We start from the raw sequence: 19,351 nt of genomic DNA on the forward strand, positions 1-19,351 counted from the left end.
CTCATCATCAAATTAAAAAGACGTCCGAAGACGTCTTTTTCGTTTCTAACCGCGCTCTGTAGTTAATCGGTAAGCAGGGCAGACTCTATGCGGCCTATTCGTGTCTACCTTGCTTTTATGACGGCACTTAAAGGTTAAGGTTGACCAGAAGAAACGCATGAGGCGTATAGCGAATAATTTTTGCCGTAGTATTTGTTAATGGATTTATTACTTATGTTGACGGACCAGTATACTCCGGGTGTTGATCTTGGATCGTAATTTTTAGTTGAGGTCCAGTACTTGCTGTACTTGCCATTGTTATTTGCCCAGCCGCTGGGCGATTTGTACAACTCATCCCTCAACTCCTCTAGTGTCGGCAAACGCCAGTTATCGCGTCTAGCTAGATTAATAGTATTGTATTTGGCACACAGCTCATTCGCTTTTTGCCAAGTAAATGTATAAAAAGAACCGCTCTTATCGCGTTTGGTTTCCAGCCGGAAGTTTCCACCGAGACCGAGACCTTCCATGTAGGCTGAAGACGGTGTGCTGGTAAACAACTTTTGGTTGCCCGTATGCACAAAGTCAATACACTTCTCTTTCAACGTATTACATACGTAGATATCAACGGTTCCCATAAATCCGTTTTTAGCTGCCGTGACTGTACCACTGCCACTTCCCCCTGCTAGGCCCTGAGGACTCACTGAAACTGTGGAGTCACCAGACTTCCACCAAGCGACAGAGGTACTGACATCGGACGAGGAGCCATCACTGTAGTTAGCGGTGACTGTTATCGCTTGCGTTTGACCTTTGACCACTCCGATTAACGGGGGACTCAAAGTGAGCCCTGTCATGACAGCGTCGGTGACCTCAACGTCTATTGCATTACTAGTGATGCCATTTTGAACCGCAGTGAGAGTGGTGGTACCCACATCGGCCCCTGACAATAAACCTTGATCGGTGACGGTTGCGGTGCTGGTATCGAGAGGCACCCAGCTAACGAAATCACTGATATTAGAGGAGGTGCCATCACTGTAGATGGCCATAGCGGTCAGCGGTTCGGTCTGTCCTTTCGCTACGGTAAGCGTAGTTGGTGTGACGCTAATCGCCGTGAGCACAGCACTGGTGACCTCAACGTTAATGGTATTACTGGTGACACCATCTTTCATTGTGGTGAGAGTGGTGCCGCCAACCTTACCGCCTGCCAGTAAACCTTTGGGTGTGACGTTGGCGATACTGCTATCGTTTGGTATCCAAGTGACAGAATCACTGACAATAGACGAAGTGCCATCACTATAGGTGGCTTTGGCTTGCAACGATTGTTTATGCCCTTTGGCGACAGAGACGCTTGGCGGGGTGACGGTGATATCGGTGATCACCGCATCGGTGACCTCCACATTTACGGGGCTACTGGTGACGCCATCTTTCATCGCCGTGAGGGTAGTGGCGCCAGCCTGACTGCCTGACAACAATCCTTTGGGTGTGACGGTGGCGATATTGCTATCGGTTATTTTCCAGCTGACAAAGTCACTGATATCGGAGGAGGTGCCATCACCGTAGGTGGCCGTGGTCGTCATTGGCTCTTTTTGGCCTTTGGCGATACTGATCGTCGTTGGCGTCACATGAAGAGCGGTGAGCACAGCACTGGTGACCTCAACATCGACGGTGTTACTGGTGACCCCATCTTTTACTGCGCTGAGGGTGGTTTTCCCGACGCTAGATCCGGTCAACAACCCGTCAGAGGTCATAGTTGCCGTGTTGGTATCGACAGAAACCCAACTGACCGAGTCACTAATATCAGACGAGGTACGATCACTGTAGGTAGCATTGGCGGTTAAACGCTGTTTCTGGCCTTTGGCAACCGTGACACTTGGCGGTGTCACGCTAATACCCGTGATCACCGCGTCACTGACCACCACCCCTACTGGGTTACTGGTGACCGCATCTTTAATCGCAGTGAGGGTGGTTTTACCAACGTTAGCTCCGGTCAACAACCCTTTAGAGGTGATAGTTGCGGGTTTATTATCGACAGGTATCCAGCTAACAGAATCACTAATATCCGACGAGGTGCCATCACTGTAGGTGGCCGTGGCTGTCATTGGCTCTGTCTGGCCCTTGGCGATACTGACCGTTGGTGGTGTGACGCTAATCGCGGTGAGCACCGCATTGGTGACATCCACATCGACGGTGTTACTGTTCACCTCATCTTTTATGGCGCTGAGGGTGGTTTGACCGACGTTAGCTCCGGTCAACAGCCCGTTAGAGGTGATAGTTGCGGGTTTATTATCGACAGGTATCCAGCTAACAGAATCACTAATATCCGACGAGGTGCCATCACTGTAGGTAGCCGTGGCTGTCAGTGGCTCTTTTTGGCCCTTGGCGATACTGACCGTTGGTGGTGTGACGCTAATCGCGGTGAGCACCGCATTGGTGACGTCAACATCGACGGTGTTACTGGTGACCCCATCTTTTACTGCGCTGAGGGTGGTTTTCCCGACGCTAGCTCCGGTCAACAACCCGTCAGAGGTCATAGTTGCCGTGTTGGTATCGACAGAAACCCAACTGACCGAGTCACTAATATCAGACGAGGTACGATCACTGTAGGTAGCATTGGCGGTTAAACGCTGTTTCTGGCCTTTGGCCACCGTGATATTTGGCGGTGTCACGCTAATACCCGTGATCACTGCGTCACTGACCACCACCCCTACTGGGTTACTGGTGACCGCATCTTTAATTGCAGTGAGGGTGGTTTTACCAACGTTAGCTCCGGTCAACAACCCGTTAGAGGTGATAGTTGCGGGTTTATTATCGACAGGTATCCAGCTAACAGAACCGCTAATATCCGACGTGGTGCCATCACTGTAGGTGGCCGTGGCTGTCAGTGGCTCTTTTTGGCCCTTGGCGATACTGACCGTTGGTGGTGTGACGCTAATCGCGGTGAGCACCGCATTGGTGACATCCACATCGACGATGTTACTGGTGACCCCGTCTAGCGATGCGGTCACTGTGGTGGGGCCGACCTTCTCTCCGGTTAATAAGCTGTTCTGGGTGAAAGATACTTTTTTGTTATCGATAGGCTCCCAGCTAACGAAATCACTGATATCGGATGACGTGTTATCGCTGTAGGTGGCCATGGCGGTTAATCGCTCACTCTGGCCGCGAGCCACAGCGAGTGTTGGCGGTGTGACGCTGATACCCGTTAGTACCGCATTGGTGACATCAACAGTGACGGTGTTACTGGTGACGCCATTTTTAATCGCAGTGAGGGTGGTGGGACCGACCTCACCGCCTGACAACAATCCTTGGGAGGTGACGATTGCTGTTTTGCTATCGACAGGTATCCAAGTGACCGAAGCACTGACATCAGATGACGTGTTATCACTGTAGGTGGCATTGGCGGTTAAACGCTGTTTCTGGCCTTTGGCGACCATGACAATTGGCGGTGTCACGCTAATACCCGTGATCACCGCGTCACTGACCACCACCCCTACTGGGTTACTGGTGACCCCATCTTTCATGGCAGAGAGTGTAGTCTGGCCGACATCTTCACCTTTCAATAAACCTGTAGACATTACTGTTGCGGTGGTTTTATTCGTCGAAGTCCAATTGACTGCCGCAGTGATATCCGACGAGGTGTTATCACTATAAGTGGCGGTGGCCGTTAGCGCTTGATTTTGGCCTTTGGCGATAGTAACCACAGAGGGCGTAACACTAATTCCTGTGATCACCGCATTGGTGACCTCCACGTCAACGGAGTTACTGGTGACGCCTTCTTTCATCGCGGTGACAGTAGTGGTACCGACCATAACGCCTGACAACACCCCGCTAGTGCTGACGTTGGCTGTGGTGGCAACGTCAGGCTTCCAATTGACAAAATCACTAATATCCGACGTGGTGCCGTCACTGTATATCGCCATGGCGGTTAAACGCTGTTTCTGGCCTTTGGCGACAGAGATGCTTGTTGGTTTGATGGTAATCTCCTTGAGTACCGCCTTGGTGACGTCAACATCGATTGAATTACTGGTGATGCCATCTTTCATGGCGGTGAGAGTGGTGTCGCCAACCTTACCACCTGCCAGCAACCCTTTGGATGTGACGTTGGCGATGCTGCTATCGTTTGGTATCCAAGTGACGGAATCACTAATATCCGACGAGGTGTTATCACTGTAAGTCGCATTGGCGGTTAAACGCTGTTTCTGGCCTTTGGCGATACTGACCGTTGGCGGAGTGACGCTAATATCGGTGATCACCGCATTAGTAACCTCGACGTTAACGGTGTTACTAGTGACGCCTTCTTTCATCGCGGTGAGGGTAGTGGCGCCGGCCTGAATGCCTGACAACAATCCTTTGGGTGTGACGATGGCGATATTGTTATGGGTTGCCTTCCAGTTGACGAAATCACTAATATCCGACGTGGTGCCATCACTGTAGGTCCCCATGGCGGTTAAACGCTGTTTCTGGCCTTTGGCGACAGAGACGCTTGGTGATGTGATGGTAATCTCTTTGAGCACCGCATTGGTCACGTTCAAGTCGATTGAATTACTCGTGACGCCATCCTTCATCGCCGTGAGGGTAGTAGTGCCGACTTTTCCGCCTGCCAACAACCCTTGGGATGTGACAGTAGCGATGCTGCTATCGTTTGGTATCCAAGTGACCGAATCACTGATAGTAGACGAAGTGCCATCACTGTAGGTGGCTTTGGCTTGCAACGATTGGTTATGCCCTTTGGCGACAGAGACGCTTGGCGGGGTGACGCTAATATCGGTGATCACCGCATTAGTGACCTCGACGTTAACGGTGTTACTCGTAACGCCTTTTTTCATCGCGGTGACAGTAGTAGTACCGACCAATCTGCCTGACAACAATCCGTTAGTGTTGACTTTGGCGGTACTGTGATCGTTAGGCTTCCAATTGACAGAGTGACTGATATCGGATGATAGACCGTTGTTGTATGTCGCAATTGCCGTTAACGGTTGGTAATGGCCTTTGGCTAACTTCACCAATGAGGGTGTGATGGTAATATCGGTAATGGTGGCGTCGGTAACCTTCACTTCGACGGGGTTACTGGTGAGGTTATCTTTGCTAAAAGCAACCGACACCACCCCTGAGGCCTTGCTTTGCAAAACACCGGATTGAATAAACTCGCCAATCGTTTGGTCACTGGATTGCCAATCCTCGACAGTTAACTCCTCAGTCAACACTTTAGATTGGCCGTTAGAATATTCACCCACGGCAAGAAAATATTGCTCGTTGCCCGTAATAAGCGTGAGCTCGCTCGTCCCCTTGGTTTTGACAGGGAAGGCGGTAAGCGTCAGCCGCTCTAATTGGACGGTAGCCTCGGTTTGGCTTGGTTGAGGCCTAGTTGAAGAGGGTGTGGATTGAGGTGGGCTGCTTTCGGTTTGAGAGGCGCCTTCTTCTGAACCACCACAGCCAGAGAGGAGGAGCACGATCAAGGTTAACGCCATCATAAGGAGCAATAGATCCTTAACGTTGAATTGCTTGTCCATTTTTAGTTGTCCCTATGTTTAATTAAATAGATTGAAAACGAAACGTAGGGTGGATTTGATTAATTAATGGGTAATTTATTGGATATTGATTGTTAATGTGTTTGGTTAAATTGATCGATATATATTATCAATTTAATTTCATACCCTTGTACTGTTAGAACTCATAGTAGAGTTGGAGCTTAGTTTGCGAGGGAAATCACTTGCCTTAGATGCAGTCTGGCTTGGAGTGCGATTATTGATGCGGGGATTTAGCGGTGATAAATACAATTATCACCGAGGTTTGAAAATGTTGTTATCTAGAATTGCCTATTTTAATAAAAAGCCGATTGGTTGTGTTTAATAATTAACCGTGCCACTTTGTGAGTAGTTTAGCGATAAACCCTTTAAATAAGGCGCAAACAGTGCTAGAGCATTAATTCTGTTAGCCGCGGTATTCAAATTGGGGTTCATGACCACAATCGCAGCTCGGTGTGTACACCAGAGCCGTTGGTGCCTGTCCCTAAATGCCTTCATAAGCCGCAAAAGTTGCGCTGTAAAACGCATCCTATGCTTGACAGATAGCGTATATTTTACACTTAGCATAGGTTTGGCATATGCTAAGAGAGGGGGTGTGATGAGAACAGTATCTATTTTTAAAAATGGCAAGAATCAAGCGGTGCGCTTGCCAAAAGATTTTGAGTTTGACGGCGTCAATGAGCTTGAAATCCACAAAGAGGGTGATGTCATCACCTTGCGCCCAGTTCGTCCAGATTGGCTTTCATTTGGTGAGCAAGAAAAGGCTGATAGTGATTTCATGGCAAACCGTGAAGATGTGATGACGGACGAAGGACGATTCAATTTTGAGTAAAAAAATCAACTATATGCTCGATACGTGTATTTGTTCGTTCATTATGCGAGAGCAACCAATTGCGGTGCTTAAAAAGCTTCAAACAGTGGTTGGTGAGCAGCATCGAATCGTTATCTCAGCCATTACCTATCAAGAAATGCAGTACGGGTTATTGGGGAGAAAAGATGCTGTGCTTGTTGAAGAATTTTTAAAGCGAGTGGATGAGATTTTACCTTGGGATAAAGCAGCTGTTGATGCAACTACTGAAGTTAAACGCGATCTAATGTCCAAAGGTACACCCATTGGCAACAACGACACTGCTATTGCAGGTCACGCCATGTCGACTGGCTGTGTGCTTGTCACGAATAATATAAGAGAGTTTCAGCGTGTCGAAGGACTAGAGCTTGAAGATTGGGTTCGCTAGAAAGGGAAATTAAGATAGGTTGAACGCTGATTTCTAGAGCTTACGCTGCCTGTCCCCAAATCATTTTCCTGAAACACAAAAAACCGATAGGCCTTCACCTATCGGTTGGTTTATCACACACTAAAAAGGCTAGGCTGGCAGCGTCTCCTGACGCTCATGGAGCAACCTCTCTACCTGACGGGTAATCGCTAAAGAAAGGGCGACTGCTTGAGTCTGCTCTTCATAGCAGATATCCGTCTGCAACGTATTCGGATAATACGTACCATTAATCACGTCATGGACAAGCCACTCAGAAAGCGTCGGGCTCAAATCAGTATTCGCCTTATGGGCGTAACTTAAAATCGTCGGTGTTCCCAACGTTGCGCCAGAAATAGAGTTGCTAGTATCCAACGTTAATTGCCAAGAGATGTTCATCATAAAAGACTGGTTATCATGGGAATGAGAAGTCAACTTCTCCTTTTGATTGGCCTCCATTTTCTCAAGCACATTGGTGTTGGAATAACTTCCCTCCCCAGGTAACTGATCGCTCGCCCAAATCCCTGCCTTCGAATCAATGCCCTCAAAATCATTCGGCATCAGCGCAATAACATTGCCTTTACTGAGTAGCTCATTGACCGTCAAACTCGACAGGTTCGCCGCATCCCCTGTGATAAGGTGCGCGCCAAGAACATCACGAACCATCGAGATAAACAACTCCGATTGCTCTGCAGACAAACCGTTATCTTTACGATCATCACGCTTCGCCCAATCAATAAAGTGACTGAACTTCAAAATCACCAGTTCACCTTGATTGTTCTCAATAAACGCCGCCACCTGCGCTAACGCCTCTGATAACGCAACTCCAGCAGCACCTTGAAAGCCAACCTTAAATGTTGCTGCTAAACCGCTATCCTTGCTAATGTCTGTGTAATGAGCCGTATAAAAATCACCATTCCAAAGTGCTGGGCGCAAATCGAGCTTACGGGCCCCTTGCATCAGTTGCATTTGGATATCAAAGATCTGAGTTTTTGTCACTGCTTGAGTACCATACCGAGTGTGGTACGTGCGCTTATAAGTCCCTGAATCATGAGACGCTGGCAGACAAATTTCACTGAGCGGCTTATTGTCAAGAAGCGCCGCATTACTGCTCATCCAAGACGAGGTTTGCGCGCAGTCAAATGGCTCAATCACCCACACTTCATCTTTACCGGGTTTACCGGCGTGAAGCTGACTCGCTTTACGGGTCATGTACTTTTCATTTTGGACATTTTTCACATAAAATGTATTGCCTTCTTCAGAGTCCACCTCTATTAAACGCCACTTTTGCGCATTCGACGTTACGCGGTCAGCCATCGTAACAATCGAGCTTTGGAAAAACTCGTAATTGTCTTGGTTTTGAATCGCTACCGTGCCGTCATCGTACTGAATAAACTTCGTCAAACAGTTGGGCACAACTGGCTTATCCTTCAACTGCGCGGCGTGATTGCATCGATACTCACTATTACTTTGGTTCTTCAAGAAGCCATAGAAAGACGCCTTAAGATCCGGCTTTGCCTCCTCACGTGCTTCAATTACCCAACGCTCATTCGCCCCAGGCGTGCCCTTATGCAACTGACCTGCATGACTCGTCATGTATTCGCCATTTTCGACATTTTGAATCGTAAACGTTCCTTCAGCCTCAGCATCGGGCACAATCGTCCAAAGCTGACCATCTCCCTTAACACTGCTGGCTAATGAACGAATATGATTTTGGTAGAATTCCCCATTGTCGACATTCTTAATCGCATAGGTTTCATTGCCATACGGCAACAGCTCAAACAGACATTGTGGGGGTTTATAATCAGACGCCAGCTTAGTGGCATGGTTGCAACGATATTTCTTATTATTAACGTTTTGCAAAGAGCATAATTTTGGAAGGCTCATAGGAAGTCCTTTTAGTTTACTAGCCAAAGCACACAGTGGTGCACGTTCCTATTGAGAGTAGTAACCAATGCGAGGCTGAGTGCATATAAAAAGAAAACTATAAGGGCCGTCACACAATGTTATGTTTGCCCCCCTCAGGCCGATAAAATGCAAAAAAGAAGGACCATCGCTTTTCCTCTTAACATTTAAGCTTATGGGGCCTGTGCCTGAATGACTTTTGAGTACCAGACATAGTGGCTTAGGCTCTCGCCCTAACAAATAAAAAAGACGTCCGAAGACGTCTTTTTTATTGCACTCATATCTGCTGTTTAGCTAACCATTTAAGACATTGCAGTCTAAGGCTCAGAAACGCATGAGGCATAGAATCTAAAAGAGTTGACGTAGGCGCCCCGAAATCCGTTGTACATGTATACGCTCCAGTATTCTTTGTATTTGTTATCAATTAATCCTTTAAGTGTTGAGGCCCAGTAATGTCTACTAATTGACCAACCGCGTTCGCTAGACAGCTTCGCGCGTATATAAGGACTAACCCCGTAATAGGCATAGAGCTCGTCTCTTAACTCATCAAGTGTGGGTAAACGCCAGTTGGAGCGGCCTGCTAGTTTGATTGTGTTGTAATTAGTGCATAGTGCAATCGCTTTTGTCCAAGTGAATCTGTAAAACTTCCCTGCCTCAATGCCGTCCGTATGACTGCTTCCACCTAGGCCAAGACTGTCAAGGTAAGCAACGGAGGGGGTACTAGTAAACCACTTGCCGTTACCTGTATCGAAGAGGTCAATGCACTTACCTTCTAAACCGTTACTGTCTAAATTACATACGTTGACGTCAATACTCTTCGTAAAGCCGTTTTTCGATGCCTTTATTGTGCTACTTCCTGCATTAAGCCCTGTGACCATACCATCAGAAGTGACAGACATCTCGGTTGTTACGGGTATCCACCACGTAACAGAGTTACTAACATCGGAGGAGGTACCATCACTGTAGTTAGCGGTGACTGTTATCGCTTGCGTTTGACCTTTGACCACTCCGATCAACGGGGGGCTCAAAGTCAGCCCTGTCATGACAGCGTTGGTGACCTCAACGTCTATTGCATTACTGGTGACCCCATCTTTTACCGCAGTGAGGGTGGTGGTGCCAACGTCCACTCCGGTGACTTGCCCTTGAGGAGTGACGGTGGTTGTAGCCCTATCAACAGGGATCCAAGTGACGGAGTCACTGATATTTGATCTGGTGTTATCACTGTAAGTTGCAGTGGCGGTTGCTGTTTGGTTATGGCCTTTGGCCACAGTGACGTTTGGCGGGGTGACGGTGATATCAGTGATCACCGCGTTGGTGACCTCGACGTCAATGGTGTTACTGGCAACGCCATCTTTGACTGCGGTGAGGGTAGTCGTGCCCATATTACTGCCTGACAATACGCCTTTAGCGGTGACCGCTGCGATACTGGTATCGATAGGGATCCAGGTGATGGAACCACTGATATCAGATGAGGTGTTATCACTGTAAGTGGCGGTGGCTGTTAGCGCGTGGGTTTGCCCTTTAGCGATATTAACCACTGAAGGTGTAACGCTGATCCCAGTGATGATGGCATCGGAGACGTCGACATTAACGGTATTGCTGGTGACGCCATCTTTTAGGGCAATGAGGGTGGTGGTACCGACGTTGCTACTGGATAAGACCCCGTTTGAGGTGACAGTCGCGGTGCTGCTATCGGCTGGGCGCCAAGTGACGGAGTTACTGATATCGGATGAGGTGTTATCACTGTAGATGGCGGTAGCCTTCATCGCTTGGTTTTGCCCTTTGGCGATAGAGACGAGAGAAGGTGTCACGCTAATGCTGGTGATCACCGCATCACTGACCACCACGCCGACCGTGTTGCTAGTGACATTATCTTTTACCACAGTGAGGGAAGTCGCTCCGACACTGCTGCCAGACAGCACCCCGTTAGAGGTGACGGTGCTGGTATCGATAGGGCGCCAAACGACGGAGTCACTGATATCGGATGAGGTGTTATCACTATAAGTGGCGGTGGCCGTTAGCGCTTGATTTTGGCCTTTGGCGATAGTAACCACAGAGGGCGTAACACTAATTCCTGTGATCACCGCATTGGTGACCTCGACATTAACCGTGTTGCTGGCAACCCCATCTTTGACAGCGGTAAGCGTTGTGGCACCGACATTGCTACCAGACAATACACCGCTTGAGGTAATAGTGGCGGTACGGTTATCGATAGGGTGCCAAGTGACGGAGTTACTGATATCGGATGAGGTGTTATCACTATAGATGGCGGTGGCCGTTAGCGCTTGGTTTTGGCCAATGGCGACAGTGACGTTTGGCGGGGTGACGGTGATATCAGTGAGCACCGCGTTGGTGACCTCGACGTCAACGGTGTTGCTGGCAACCTCATCTTTGACAGCGGTAAGCGTTGTGGTGCCGATATTGCCGCCAGACAGTACCCCGCTTGAGCTGACAGTGGCGGTACGTTTATCGACTGGGCGCCAAGTGACGGAGTTACTGATATCGGATGAGGTGTTATCACTGTAAGTGGCGGTAGCCGCTAGCGGTTGGTTTTGCCCTTTGGCAACAGAGACGTTTGGCGGGGTGACGGTGATATCGGTGATCACCGCATCGGTGACCTCGACGTTAACGGTGTTGCTGGCAACCCCATCTTTGACAGCGGTAAGCGTGGTGGTGCCGATATTGCCGCCAGACAATACCCCGCTTGAGGTGACAGTGGCAGTACGATTATCGACTGGGCGCCAACCGACGGAGTCACTGATATCGGATGAGGTGTTATCACTGTAGATGGCGGTGGCCGTGAATGCTTGGGTTTGCCCTTTGGCGACAGAGACGTGTGGCGGGGTGACGGTGATATCGGTGATCACCGCATTAGTAACCTCGACGTTAACGGTGTTACTGGCAACCCCACCTTTGACTGCGGTCAGCGTGGTGGTGCCGATATTGCCGCCAGACAATACCCCGCTTGAGGTGACAGTGGCAGTACGATTATCGACTGGGCGCCAACTGACGGAGTCACTGATATCGGATGAGGTGTTATCACTGTAAGTGGCGGTAGCCGCTAGTGGTTGGTTTTGCCCTTTGGCAACAGAGACGTTTGGCGGGGTGACGGTGATATCGGTGATCACCGCATCACTGACTACCACGCCAAACGTATTGCTAGTGATATTATCTTTCACCGCAGTAAGGGTAGTGGTTCCGACTTTACCGCCTGCCAACAACCCTTTGGGTGAGACAGTAGCGATGCTGCTATCGTTAGGTATCCAAGTGACGGAATCACTAATATCCGACGAGGTGTTATCACTGTAAGTCGCATTGACGGTTAAACGCTGTTTCTGACCTTTGGCGATACTGACCGTTGGCGGAGTGACGCTAATATCGGTGATCACCGCATTAGTAACCTCGACGTTAACGGTGTTACTGGCAACCCCACCTTTGACTGCGGTAAGCGTGGTGGTGCCGATATTGCCGCCAGACAATACCCCGCTTGAGGTGACAGTGGCAGTACGATTATCGACTGGGCGCCAACTGACGGAATCACTGATATCGGATGAGGTGTTATCACTATAATTAGCGGTGGCCGTGAATGCTTGGGTTTGCCCTTTGGCGACAGAGACGTTTGGTGGGGTGACGGTGATATCGGTGATCACCGCATTAGTGACCTCCACGCTCACGGGGTTACTGGTGATGCCTTCTTTCATCGCGGTGACGGTAGTAGTACCGACTTTGCCGCCTGACAGAACCCCGCTTGGGCTGACAGTGGCGGTACGGTTATCGACAGGGTGCCAAGTGACGGAGTTACTGATATCGGATGAGGTGTTATCACTATAGGTGGCGGTGGCCGTGAATGCTTGGGTTTGCCCTTTGGCAACAGAGACGTGTGGCGGGGTGACGGTGATATCGGTGATCACCGCATTAGTGACCTCCACGCTCACGGGGTTACTGGTGATGCCTTCTTTCATCGCGGTGACGGTAGTAGTACCGACCAATCTGCCTGACAACAATCCGTTAGTGTTGACTTTGGCGGTACTGTGATCGTTAGGTTGCCAATTGACAGAGTCACTGATATCGGATGATAGGCCGTTGTTGTATGTCGCTATAGCCGTTAGCGGTTGGTAATGGCCTTTGGCTAACTTCACCACTGAGGGTGTGATGGTAATATCGGTAATGGTGGCGTCGGTAACCTTCACTTCGACGGGGTTACTGGTGAGGTTATCTTTGCTAAAAGCAACCGACACCACCCCTGAGGCCTTGCTTTGCAAAACACCGGATTGAATAAACTCGCCAATCGTTTGGTCACTGGATTGCCAATCCTCGACAGTTAACTCCTCAGTCAACAGTTTCGATTGGCCGTTAGAATATTCACCCACGGCAAGAAAATATTGCTCGTTGCCCGTAATAAGCGTGAGCTCGCTCGTCCCCTTGGTTTTGATAGGGAAGGCGGTAAGCGTCAGCCGCTCCAATTGGACGGTAGCCTCGGTTTGGCTTGGTTGAGGCCTAGTTGAAGAGGGTGTGGATTGAGGTGGGCTGCTTTCGGTTTGAGAGGCGCCTTCTTCTGAACCACCACAGCCAGAGAGGAGCAGCACGACCAAGGTTAACGTCATAAGGAGCAATAGATCCTTAACGTTGAATTGCTTGTCCATTTTTAGTTGTCCCTATGTTTAATTAAATAGATTGAAAACGAAACGTAGGGTGGATTTGATTAATTAATGGGTAATTTATTTGATATTGATTGTTAATGTGTTTAATTGAATTGATCGATATATATTATCAATTTAATTTCATACCCTTGTACTGTTAGAACTCATAGTAGAGTTGGAGCTTAGTTTGCGAGATAAATCACTGCCACCAGCCACCGCCGGATTTTAGGCAGAGGCTGAGGAGGCAAGCTGGTAACGGCCATTTAGCCAATATCAAGGGTATATAGAGAACCGCTTAAGGCTGTTCGCTTTGGTTAGTCGGAGTTGCTTTTCACTTCGAACCCGAGTGCTTTTAGTTCAGAGGCAAACTGCGCTTGCGTGTCGGGTTCGCCATGAATCAAGTGAATTTGCTTTGGTTTGTCAGCAATGCCATTAATAAAGCGCAGTAGATCGTGTTTATCTGCATGGGCAGAGTAGCCTGACATTGTATGAACCTGCGCTTTGACTTCGACCTTTTCACCGTCAATTTCTACATCCATCGCGCCAGATTGAATTTCTCGGCCCAAAGTTCCTTGTGCTTGATAACCTGCAAGAAGAACATCGGTTGTTTCCAAAGGCAGTAGCGCTTTCAGATAGTCCATGATACGACCACCTTGGCACATTCCAGAGGCCGCGACGACTATTGCAGGCTCTTGGGTGGATTGGAGGCGATTAAACAAGCGCTGATGGGTGCGATGATCTTCAACCGTAATACATTGCTCAAACGCGAGTGGGTGGCGATGCCTCTCTAGCCGCTGTTTCGCTTCCTTGCCCCATAACTGTTTGAAATGGCGATAGGAGCGAGTGACACGTTGGGCCATGGGAGAATCGAGAATTATAGGGATAGAAACATCAATTTGATGGTGGTGGATGAGCTGCTCAATATCGAACAATAATTCCTGAGTACGCCCAACACTAAACGCAGGAATTAAGATTGCTCCTCCATCTTCAAGAGAGCGATCTATGATGGCTTTTAACCGTTCCGCTCGCGTGGCGACATCTTCATGTTGTTTGTCGCCATAGGTTGATTCAATCAGCAGGTAATCGGCACGCTGTGGAGATTTAGGATCAGGCAGGAGTGGGGTGTTACTTGGACCGAGATCGCCAGAAAAGACGACCACTTCTTGATTCGCCAAGCGCACTTCCACATAGGCCGAACCGAGTATATGCCCCGCGGGTTGAAATCGTATCGTCATCGAACTTATGGAGTGAATCTCGTCTAGGCAGTGCCAACAATTGTAGTCCAAGGGCTCAATCAGGCGACGTATCTTGTTTAACACGCGCTCGGTTTGTTTGCGGTCTAAACCGAGTTGCAGCTTTAGGCTATCTTCGAGCATTAACGGGATCAGTTCGGCTGTTGCGGTAGTGCAGTAAATAGGTTGGTTATAGCCAGTGGCGAGTAACCACGGCAATCGACCTATGTGGTCAATATGGGCGTGGGTAATGATAATCGCGGTCAAGTGAGAGGTTTCAAATTCAATATCCAACGGCCGAGCATCAGCGCCTTGAAATAGCCCGCAGTCGATAAGAATGGCTTGGGCCTCTGATCTGAGCTCATGGCAAGAGCCAGTAATCGTTTGTTTACCGCCATGGTGAATGATTTTCATGTTAAATCCTCGCAACCGTTTCAAGCTGACTGTGCCGACAAAGCTATTTTACGACAACTTGCCCAGCCAAATTTGCGAGGATTGAACACTTTTGGCAGTAAGTTATAGAGTACTCAGTGGTTTATCTGTAAGGCATTGGTGCCTGTCTCTAAATCACTTCTAGAGTTGAAGCTTAGTTTGCGAGAACAATCACTGCCATCAGCCACCGCCTGATTTTAGGCAGAGGTTGATGGTGGGGGTTGAACGGTGGTAAAGAGGCTCACCACCGAGGGTTGTGGACAAAGCATTCTCAAAAGTGCAGTTTCATGGACGTGTTGGTTTTGCTCGTATAACTAGCGACAAGCTATCTACAGGCATCAAGGTGCTGGTGGTCAATCACCGAAACTTCCGATACGACTGCCATCACAATAAATCATTCTTTTCTAATACTTTATCGCCTTATATCACTGAGAGATATATCATGTCTGCATTGTGATATGTGGTTTGATGTATGTCCGCAACGAGTTCTTTTTACGATAACAATGCCCTTCAGCTTGCCAAGCAATATAACGCCCTAGACTTTGAATCTGTCCATCAGTCTTGGTCTGCTTATTGGCCTAAATCTGGCGATGCCGTTTTAGATATCGGTGCAGGCTCTGGGCGAGATGCCCAATGGATGAGCGAACAGGGCTGTGAGGTGATTGCAGTTGAGCCCAGCGATGCACTGCGTCAAATAGGGCAAGCAGGCACCACACCACAAGTGACTTGGCTCAATGATTCCTTGCCCGCCTTAAAAAGCGTCCAAAGCCTTGGAATGCGCTTTGACCTTATTCTTATCAGCGCCGTTTGGATGCATCTAGCGCCTTCAGTGCGTGAAAGAGCTTTTCGAAAACTATCTGGTTTATTGTCTCCGAATGGAAAATTAGTGATCAGTTTACGTCATGGCTCGTTTACCGACGGTCGAGTAGGCCATCCGGTTTCAGTGGCAGAACTGGAACAGTTTTCAAAAGACTATGCGCTCAACACGGTACAAGTCACCGATAGTGAGGATAACCTAAATAGGACGGATGTCTCTTGGCAGACAGTGGTGTTTAGCTTGTCTGATGATGGAGCCGGTAGCCTGAATCAGGTTCGACGCATCATTATTCATGACAACAAGTCGGCAACCTACAAGTTGGCATTGCTAAGAACGTTGCTCCGTATTGCTGATGCTCATCCCGGCGCCGTTTTAGATAGGACGGATGGCAAAGTCAGTATTTCTGCTGGCCTTGTGGCCTTGTATTGGGTGAGGCAATTCAAGCGTCTTATCGATATTGATATTGAAGGCACTGGCATTCAACAAAACTCCAACACACGTAAGGGGCTGGGGTTTGTCAAAGATGATGGCTGGAACAAGCTTAAGCACCTTGCGGCTGATGACCTTGCCATCGGTTCACTCTTTATCGGAGAAGAGGCCATTGCAATTCAGAAACTGTTTACCCAGACGTTAAGCACCATAAAAGAAGGGCCCGCAACCCATATCTATCAGGGCGATAAGCATAACAAGCTGTTCCAAATAGATTCAGCATCAAGGCGCGGAAAACGTTCGCAAGCGATTGTATTAGACGGCGAGTTTTTTGCTAGTTTTGGTCAGTTTGTTTTGGATGAAAAGCTGTGGGATTGCTTGCGGCTGTATTGTGCTTGGATAGAGCCGTTGGTGGTGAACCAATGGATAACGGAAATGCAGCGTTTTGAGCTGAATCGAGCGCGCAACATTACTCTGCAAACTTACCATGAATGCTTGGTGTGGCTTGATTCATCACGTGATACGCGTGAAGTCCGCAAACGAGTCGATGAGTTACGCGCCCAAGGCGAAGCGGTGCCAAATGTTTGGAGTAACACCAAGCTAACGAGCCAATACGATGTGGACCACTGCCTTCCTTTTACCTATTGGCCGAACAATGATAAGTGGAACCTCCTGCCGACCACCTCAAAACAGAATCGAAGCAAAAGTGATCGTGTGCCTAAGGCTCAGCGTTTATCCGAATCCCGTGAACGTATCTTGCAGTGGTGGCAGATGGCGTGGGGCAGCGACCCCTTGCAGCAACAACGCTTTTTAATCAAGCCGCCCTTTCTTTACCTAACGTAACAGCGCAATGCGATGACTTTGAACAAGTGTTTGAAGCGATGGGATTGCAAGTGAAAGGCCTGAAGGCCCGCTTGCTGGTTTCGGAATGGTAATACCCGCTAGTACCCCAACAACGAAGTAAAACAGATAGATATAATGGTTGATTTGTCACTACCTGCCCCAGGCACAAAACTTAATAATAACGAGTTACGCGAAACATTTGGCTGTAGCCCACAAGGCGGCATGCGCCGCGCCCACAAAACCAATACTTTGGTCATTGTCTCTAATCATGTCGAATCAATCTATGATGACCGTTGGTCTGGTGGCGTTCTGCATTACACCGGCATGGGGACTAAGGGCGACCAAAGCCTAACGTTTCAGCAAAACAAAACCTTGGCTGAGTCAGGTTCCAACGGTGTCGCCGTTCACTTATTCGAGGTGTTCAAAGAGAAAGAATATACCTATGTCGGTCAGGTCGAACTTGAAGGCGAACCTTATTCGGAAATGCAAGATGATCAACAAGGCAACCCAAGAAAGGTTTACGTGTTTCCTTTGAAACTCGTCTCGGGAGTGCGTCAGGTTAAAAAGCAAGATCGAGACAATGTTGAGACCATCCGTACCCGCAAGGCGAAAAAGTTAACTCTTGGGCAGCTCAAGACATTGGCGGTCAAGTCTGGCAAAAAAAGCCACTCGTTATCTACAACAGTCAACCAGCTATGAGCGAAATATTTGGGTAGCAGAGCTGGCTAAAAGGCTGGCGAAAGGGACTTGTCAGTTATGCCTTCAACCCGCGCCTTTTAAGAATGCGAAGGGGGAGCCATACCTCGAAACGCACCATATTATTTGGCTCTCCAAAGAGGGTGACGACACGAGTGAAAATACCATCGCATTGTGCCCCAACTGCCATAAGAAAATGCACATCGTCGATGATAAAAAGGATGTTGAGGCGCTAAAAATCCGCAGCCAAAAATTATTGGAAGAGCATAATCAATGATTAAGAAGCACATTGAAGTTGTCGCTGCTGTGTTGAGAAACAAGGGCGAATTCCTAGCCGTACGAAGAGGGCCATCGGAGTTAGATTATGTTAGCAAAAAATGGGAGTTTCCAGGGGGAAGGTAGAAGCAGGTGAAACGCTGGTTGCCGCGATTATCAGAGAGTTAGATGAAGAACTCAGAGTTACCGTTACCGAACCTCAGCTTTTGTTAACGATTGAACATTGCTACCCAGACTTTGATATCACCATGCATTGCTTTGTGATCGAGGTGCCCACAAGAGATTTGGTTCTCACTGAACATATCGATTCTCGCTGGCTGTCTAAAGAGAAACTTTGGGATGTGGATTGGGCTGCGGCCGATATACCGGCCGTTGAAAAGATCCAAGCGACATTCTAGAAGGCGAGGAAGATCGACTTAGAGGCGGGCACAGCCCGCCTTAACTATTATGCTTGTTCTGCCTAAAAGTATAAGTACGGTTTTAGCTCCTCAAAATTACCCACAATAATCTGCTGACCTTTAGGATTCGAATCAAGAACGTTAATATCGATGTTATAAGCGTCAAGCACATAGCGAACTAGTGCCGCATTGGTTGGTATTTTAAGGACGCCTTTATCCATTCCATAATCATGAGCAACGACCTTAGCTTGAGCTTCTGTTAGCCGTGGATCAGGCATTAAATCAATGGTTAGGGGAGTATTCCATAACTCATCATGCTTTTTCCCTTTGACTTGCTTCGCCTCAAGAATTGGCACGCCGTGTATGCGACTAAGTACAAAGTCGCGATAGCCATTTCCATGCTCACAATAGGCACGAACGTGCCAACGAAGTGGGGTACAAACGAGAGTGTGGGGAGAAATAATTCGCTCAACTTCAATACCGTCTTGGACCGATGTGTAGCTTATATCGACACGTTTTTTTTCGCGAATAGCCTGAGCCAACGGACGTAATACTTGTGGCAATATATTGCGAGCAACAGGGCGAACCATGGCCGTATTCTCAAACCCCATATCAAGTTCATTAAATGTGATGGTCATATCTTCACTTCTTGAAAGAATGTGCAAATATTCATCCGCATGACCCTTTGTTACTTGTGGGATAAAGCTACTGCTGGGTTTGTAGCCCTTTAACTGCTTATCATAGACAAGGTTACCTGGCGCGATATCGGTGAGGTAGGTGTTGATGTCTTTTGATGCTTGCTGTCTGCCAATACCAAAACTTTGAATTAAATGGTTAGTCGTAAGTCGCCCTTCCCACAGAGCAATGATTTCTATCATTCTGTAGCGGAACAGCAGATCCCAGCGTATTGGCCATTTGCTCATCATGTAACTCCT

7 protein-coding genes and 3 pseudogenes are annotated in these 19,351 nt (G+C 48.4%); 5 read left to right on the forward strand and 5 right to left on the reverse strand.

Annotation, left to right across the window (positions count from 1 at the left end):
• Window positions 1-134 precede the first annotated feature (134 nt).
• Window positions 135-5,483: an Ig-like domain-containing protein gene (locus tag KW548_07870; protein ID QXX07851.1), complete on the reverse strand. Its 5,349-nt coding sequence runs from the start codon at window positions 5,481-5,483 to the stop codon at window positions 135-137.
• Window positions 5,484-6,096: 613 nt separating this feature from the next.
• Here KW548_07870 and KW548_07875 point away from each other — a divergent pair.
• Complete coding sequence (locus tag KW548_07875; protein QXX07852.1) at window positions 6,097-6,330, forward strand: AbrB/MazE/SpoVT family DNA-binding domain-containing protein; 234 nt, start codon at window positions 6,097-6,099, stop codon at window positions 6,328-6,330.
• 13 nt (window positions 6,331-6,343) lie between these two features.
• Window positions 6,344-6,733 carry a type II toxin-antitoxin system VapC family toxin gene (locus KW548_07880; GenBank protein ID QXX08006.1) on the forward strand — a complete coding sequence of 130 codons (390 nt, stop codon included), beginning with the start codon at window positions 6,344-6,346 and terminating at the stop codon, window positions 6,731-6,733.
• Between the two features lie 129 nt (window positions 6,734-6,862).
• Here KW548_07880 and KW548_07885 read toward each other — a convergent pair whose 3' ends face one another.
• The 3 genes from KW548_07885 to KW548_07895 form a co-directional block, all read right to left on the reverse strand.
• Window positions 6,863-8,635, reverse strand: a complete 1,773-nt coding sequence (locus KW548_07885; GenBank protein QXX07853.1) for a hypothetical protein — start codon at window positions 8,633-8,635, stop codon at window positions 6,863-6,865.
• Window positions 8,636-8,970: 335 nt separating this feature from the next.
• The gene (locus KW548_07890; GenBank protein ID QXX07854.1) at window positions 8,971-13,296 is read right to left on the reverse strand and encodes an Ig-like domain-containing protein; all 4,326 of its coding nucleotides are present in this window, start codon (window positions 13,294-13,296) and stop codon (window positions 8,971-8,973) included.
• A gap of 311 nt (window positions 13,297-13,607) precedes the next feature.
• The gene (locus KW548_07895; GenBank protein QXX07855.1) at window positions 13,608-14,939 is read right to left on the reverse strand and encodes an MBL fold metallo-hydrolase; all 1,332 of its coding nucleotides are present in this window, start codon (window positions 14,937-14,939) and stop codon (window positions 13,608-13,610) included.
• A 490-nt stretch (window positions 14,940-15,429) separates the two neighbouring features.
• Between KW548_07895 and KW548_07900 the strand changes: the two are divergent.
• The 3 pseudogenes from KW548_07900 to KW548_07910 all read left to right on the forward strand — a co-directional run bounded on the left by KW548_07900 (window position 15,430) and on the right by KW548_07910 (window position 18,416).
• Window positions 15,430-17,138: pseudogene (locus KW548_07900) on the forward strand (methyltransferase domain-containing protein).
• A 43-nt stretch (window positions 17,139-17,181) separates the two neighbouring features.
• Window positions 17,182-18,019: pseudogene (locus KW548_07905) on the forward strand (HNH endonuclease).
• Window positions 18,016-18,416, forward strand: a pseudogene (locus KW548_07910) ((deoxy)nucleoside triphosphate pyrophosphohydrolase). Before KW548_07905 ends, KW548_07910 begins: the two co-directional pseudogenes overlap by 4 nt.
• 62 nt (window positions 18,417-18,478) lie before the next feature.
• Here KW548_07910 and KW548_07915 read toward each other — a convergent pair.
• Entirely contained in the window at window positions 18,479-19,339 is an 861-nt protein-coding gene (locus KW548_07915) for a WYL domain-containing protein (GenBank protein ID QXX08007.1), read from the reverse strand.
• Between the last annotated feature and the right edge of the window lie 12 nt (window positions 19,340-19,351).

It is taken from the genome of Vibrio neptunius (genome assembly GCA_019339365.1).
GTDB classification, from domain to species: Bacteria; Pseudomonadota; Gammaproteobacteria; order Enterobacterales; family Vibrionaceae; genus Vibrio; species Vibrio neptunius.

What these genes read in the sequence shown, in the direction of transcription:
- KW548_07870 (QXX07851.1), bottom strand. Translation starts at nt 5,483, where the DNA reads ATGGACAAGCAATTCAACGTTAAGGATCTATTGCTCCTTATGATGGCG.
- KW548_07880 (QXX08006.1), top strand. Translation starts at nt 6,344, where the DNA reads ATGCTCGATACGTGTATTTGTTCGTTCATTATGCGAGAGCAACCAATT.
- KW548_07895 (QXX07855.1), bottom strand. Translation starts at nt 14,939, where the DNA reads ATGAAAATCATTCACCATGGCGGTAAACAAACGATTACTGGCTCTTGC.
- KW548_07885 (QXX07853.1), bottom strand. Translation starts at nt 8,635, where the DNA reads ATGAGCCTTCCAAAATTATGCTCTTTGCAAAACGTTAATAATAAGAAA.
- KW548_07915 (QXX08007.1), bottom strand. Translation starts at nt 19,339, where the DNA reads ATGAGCAAATGGCCAATACGCTGGGATCTGCTGTTCCGCTACAGAATG.
- KW548_07875 (QXX07852.1), top strand. Translation starts at nt 6,097, where the DNA reads ATGAGAACAGTATCTATTTTTAAAAATGGCAAGAATCAAGCGGTGCGC.
- KW548_07890 (QXX07854.1), bottom strand. Translation starts at nt 13,296, where the DNA reads ATGGACAAGCAATTCAACGTTAAGGATCTATTGCTCCTTATGACGTTA.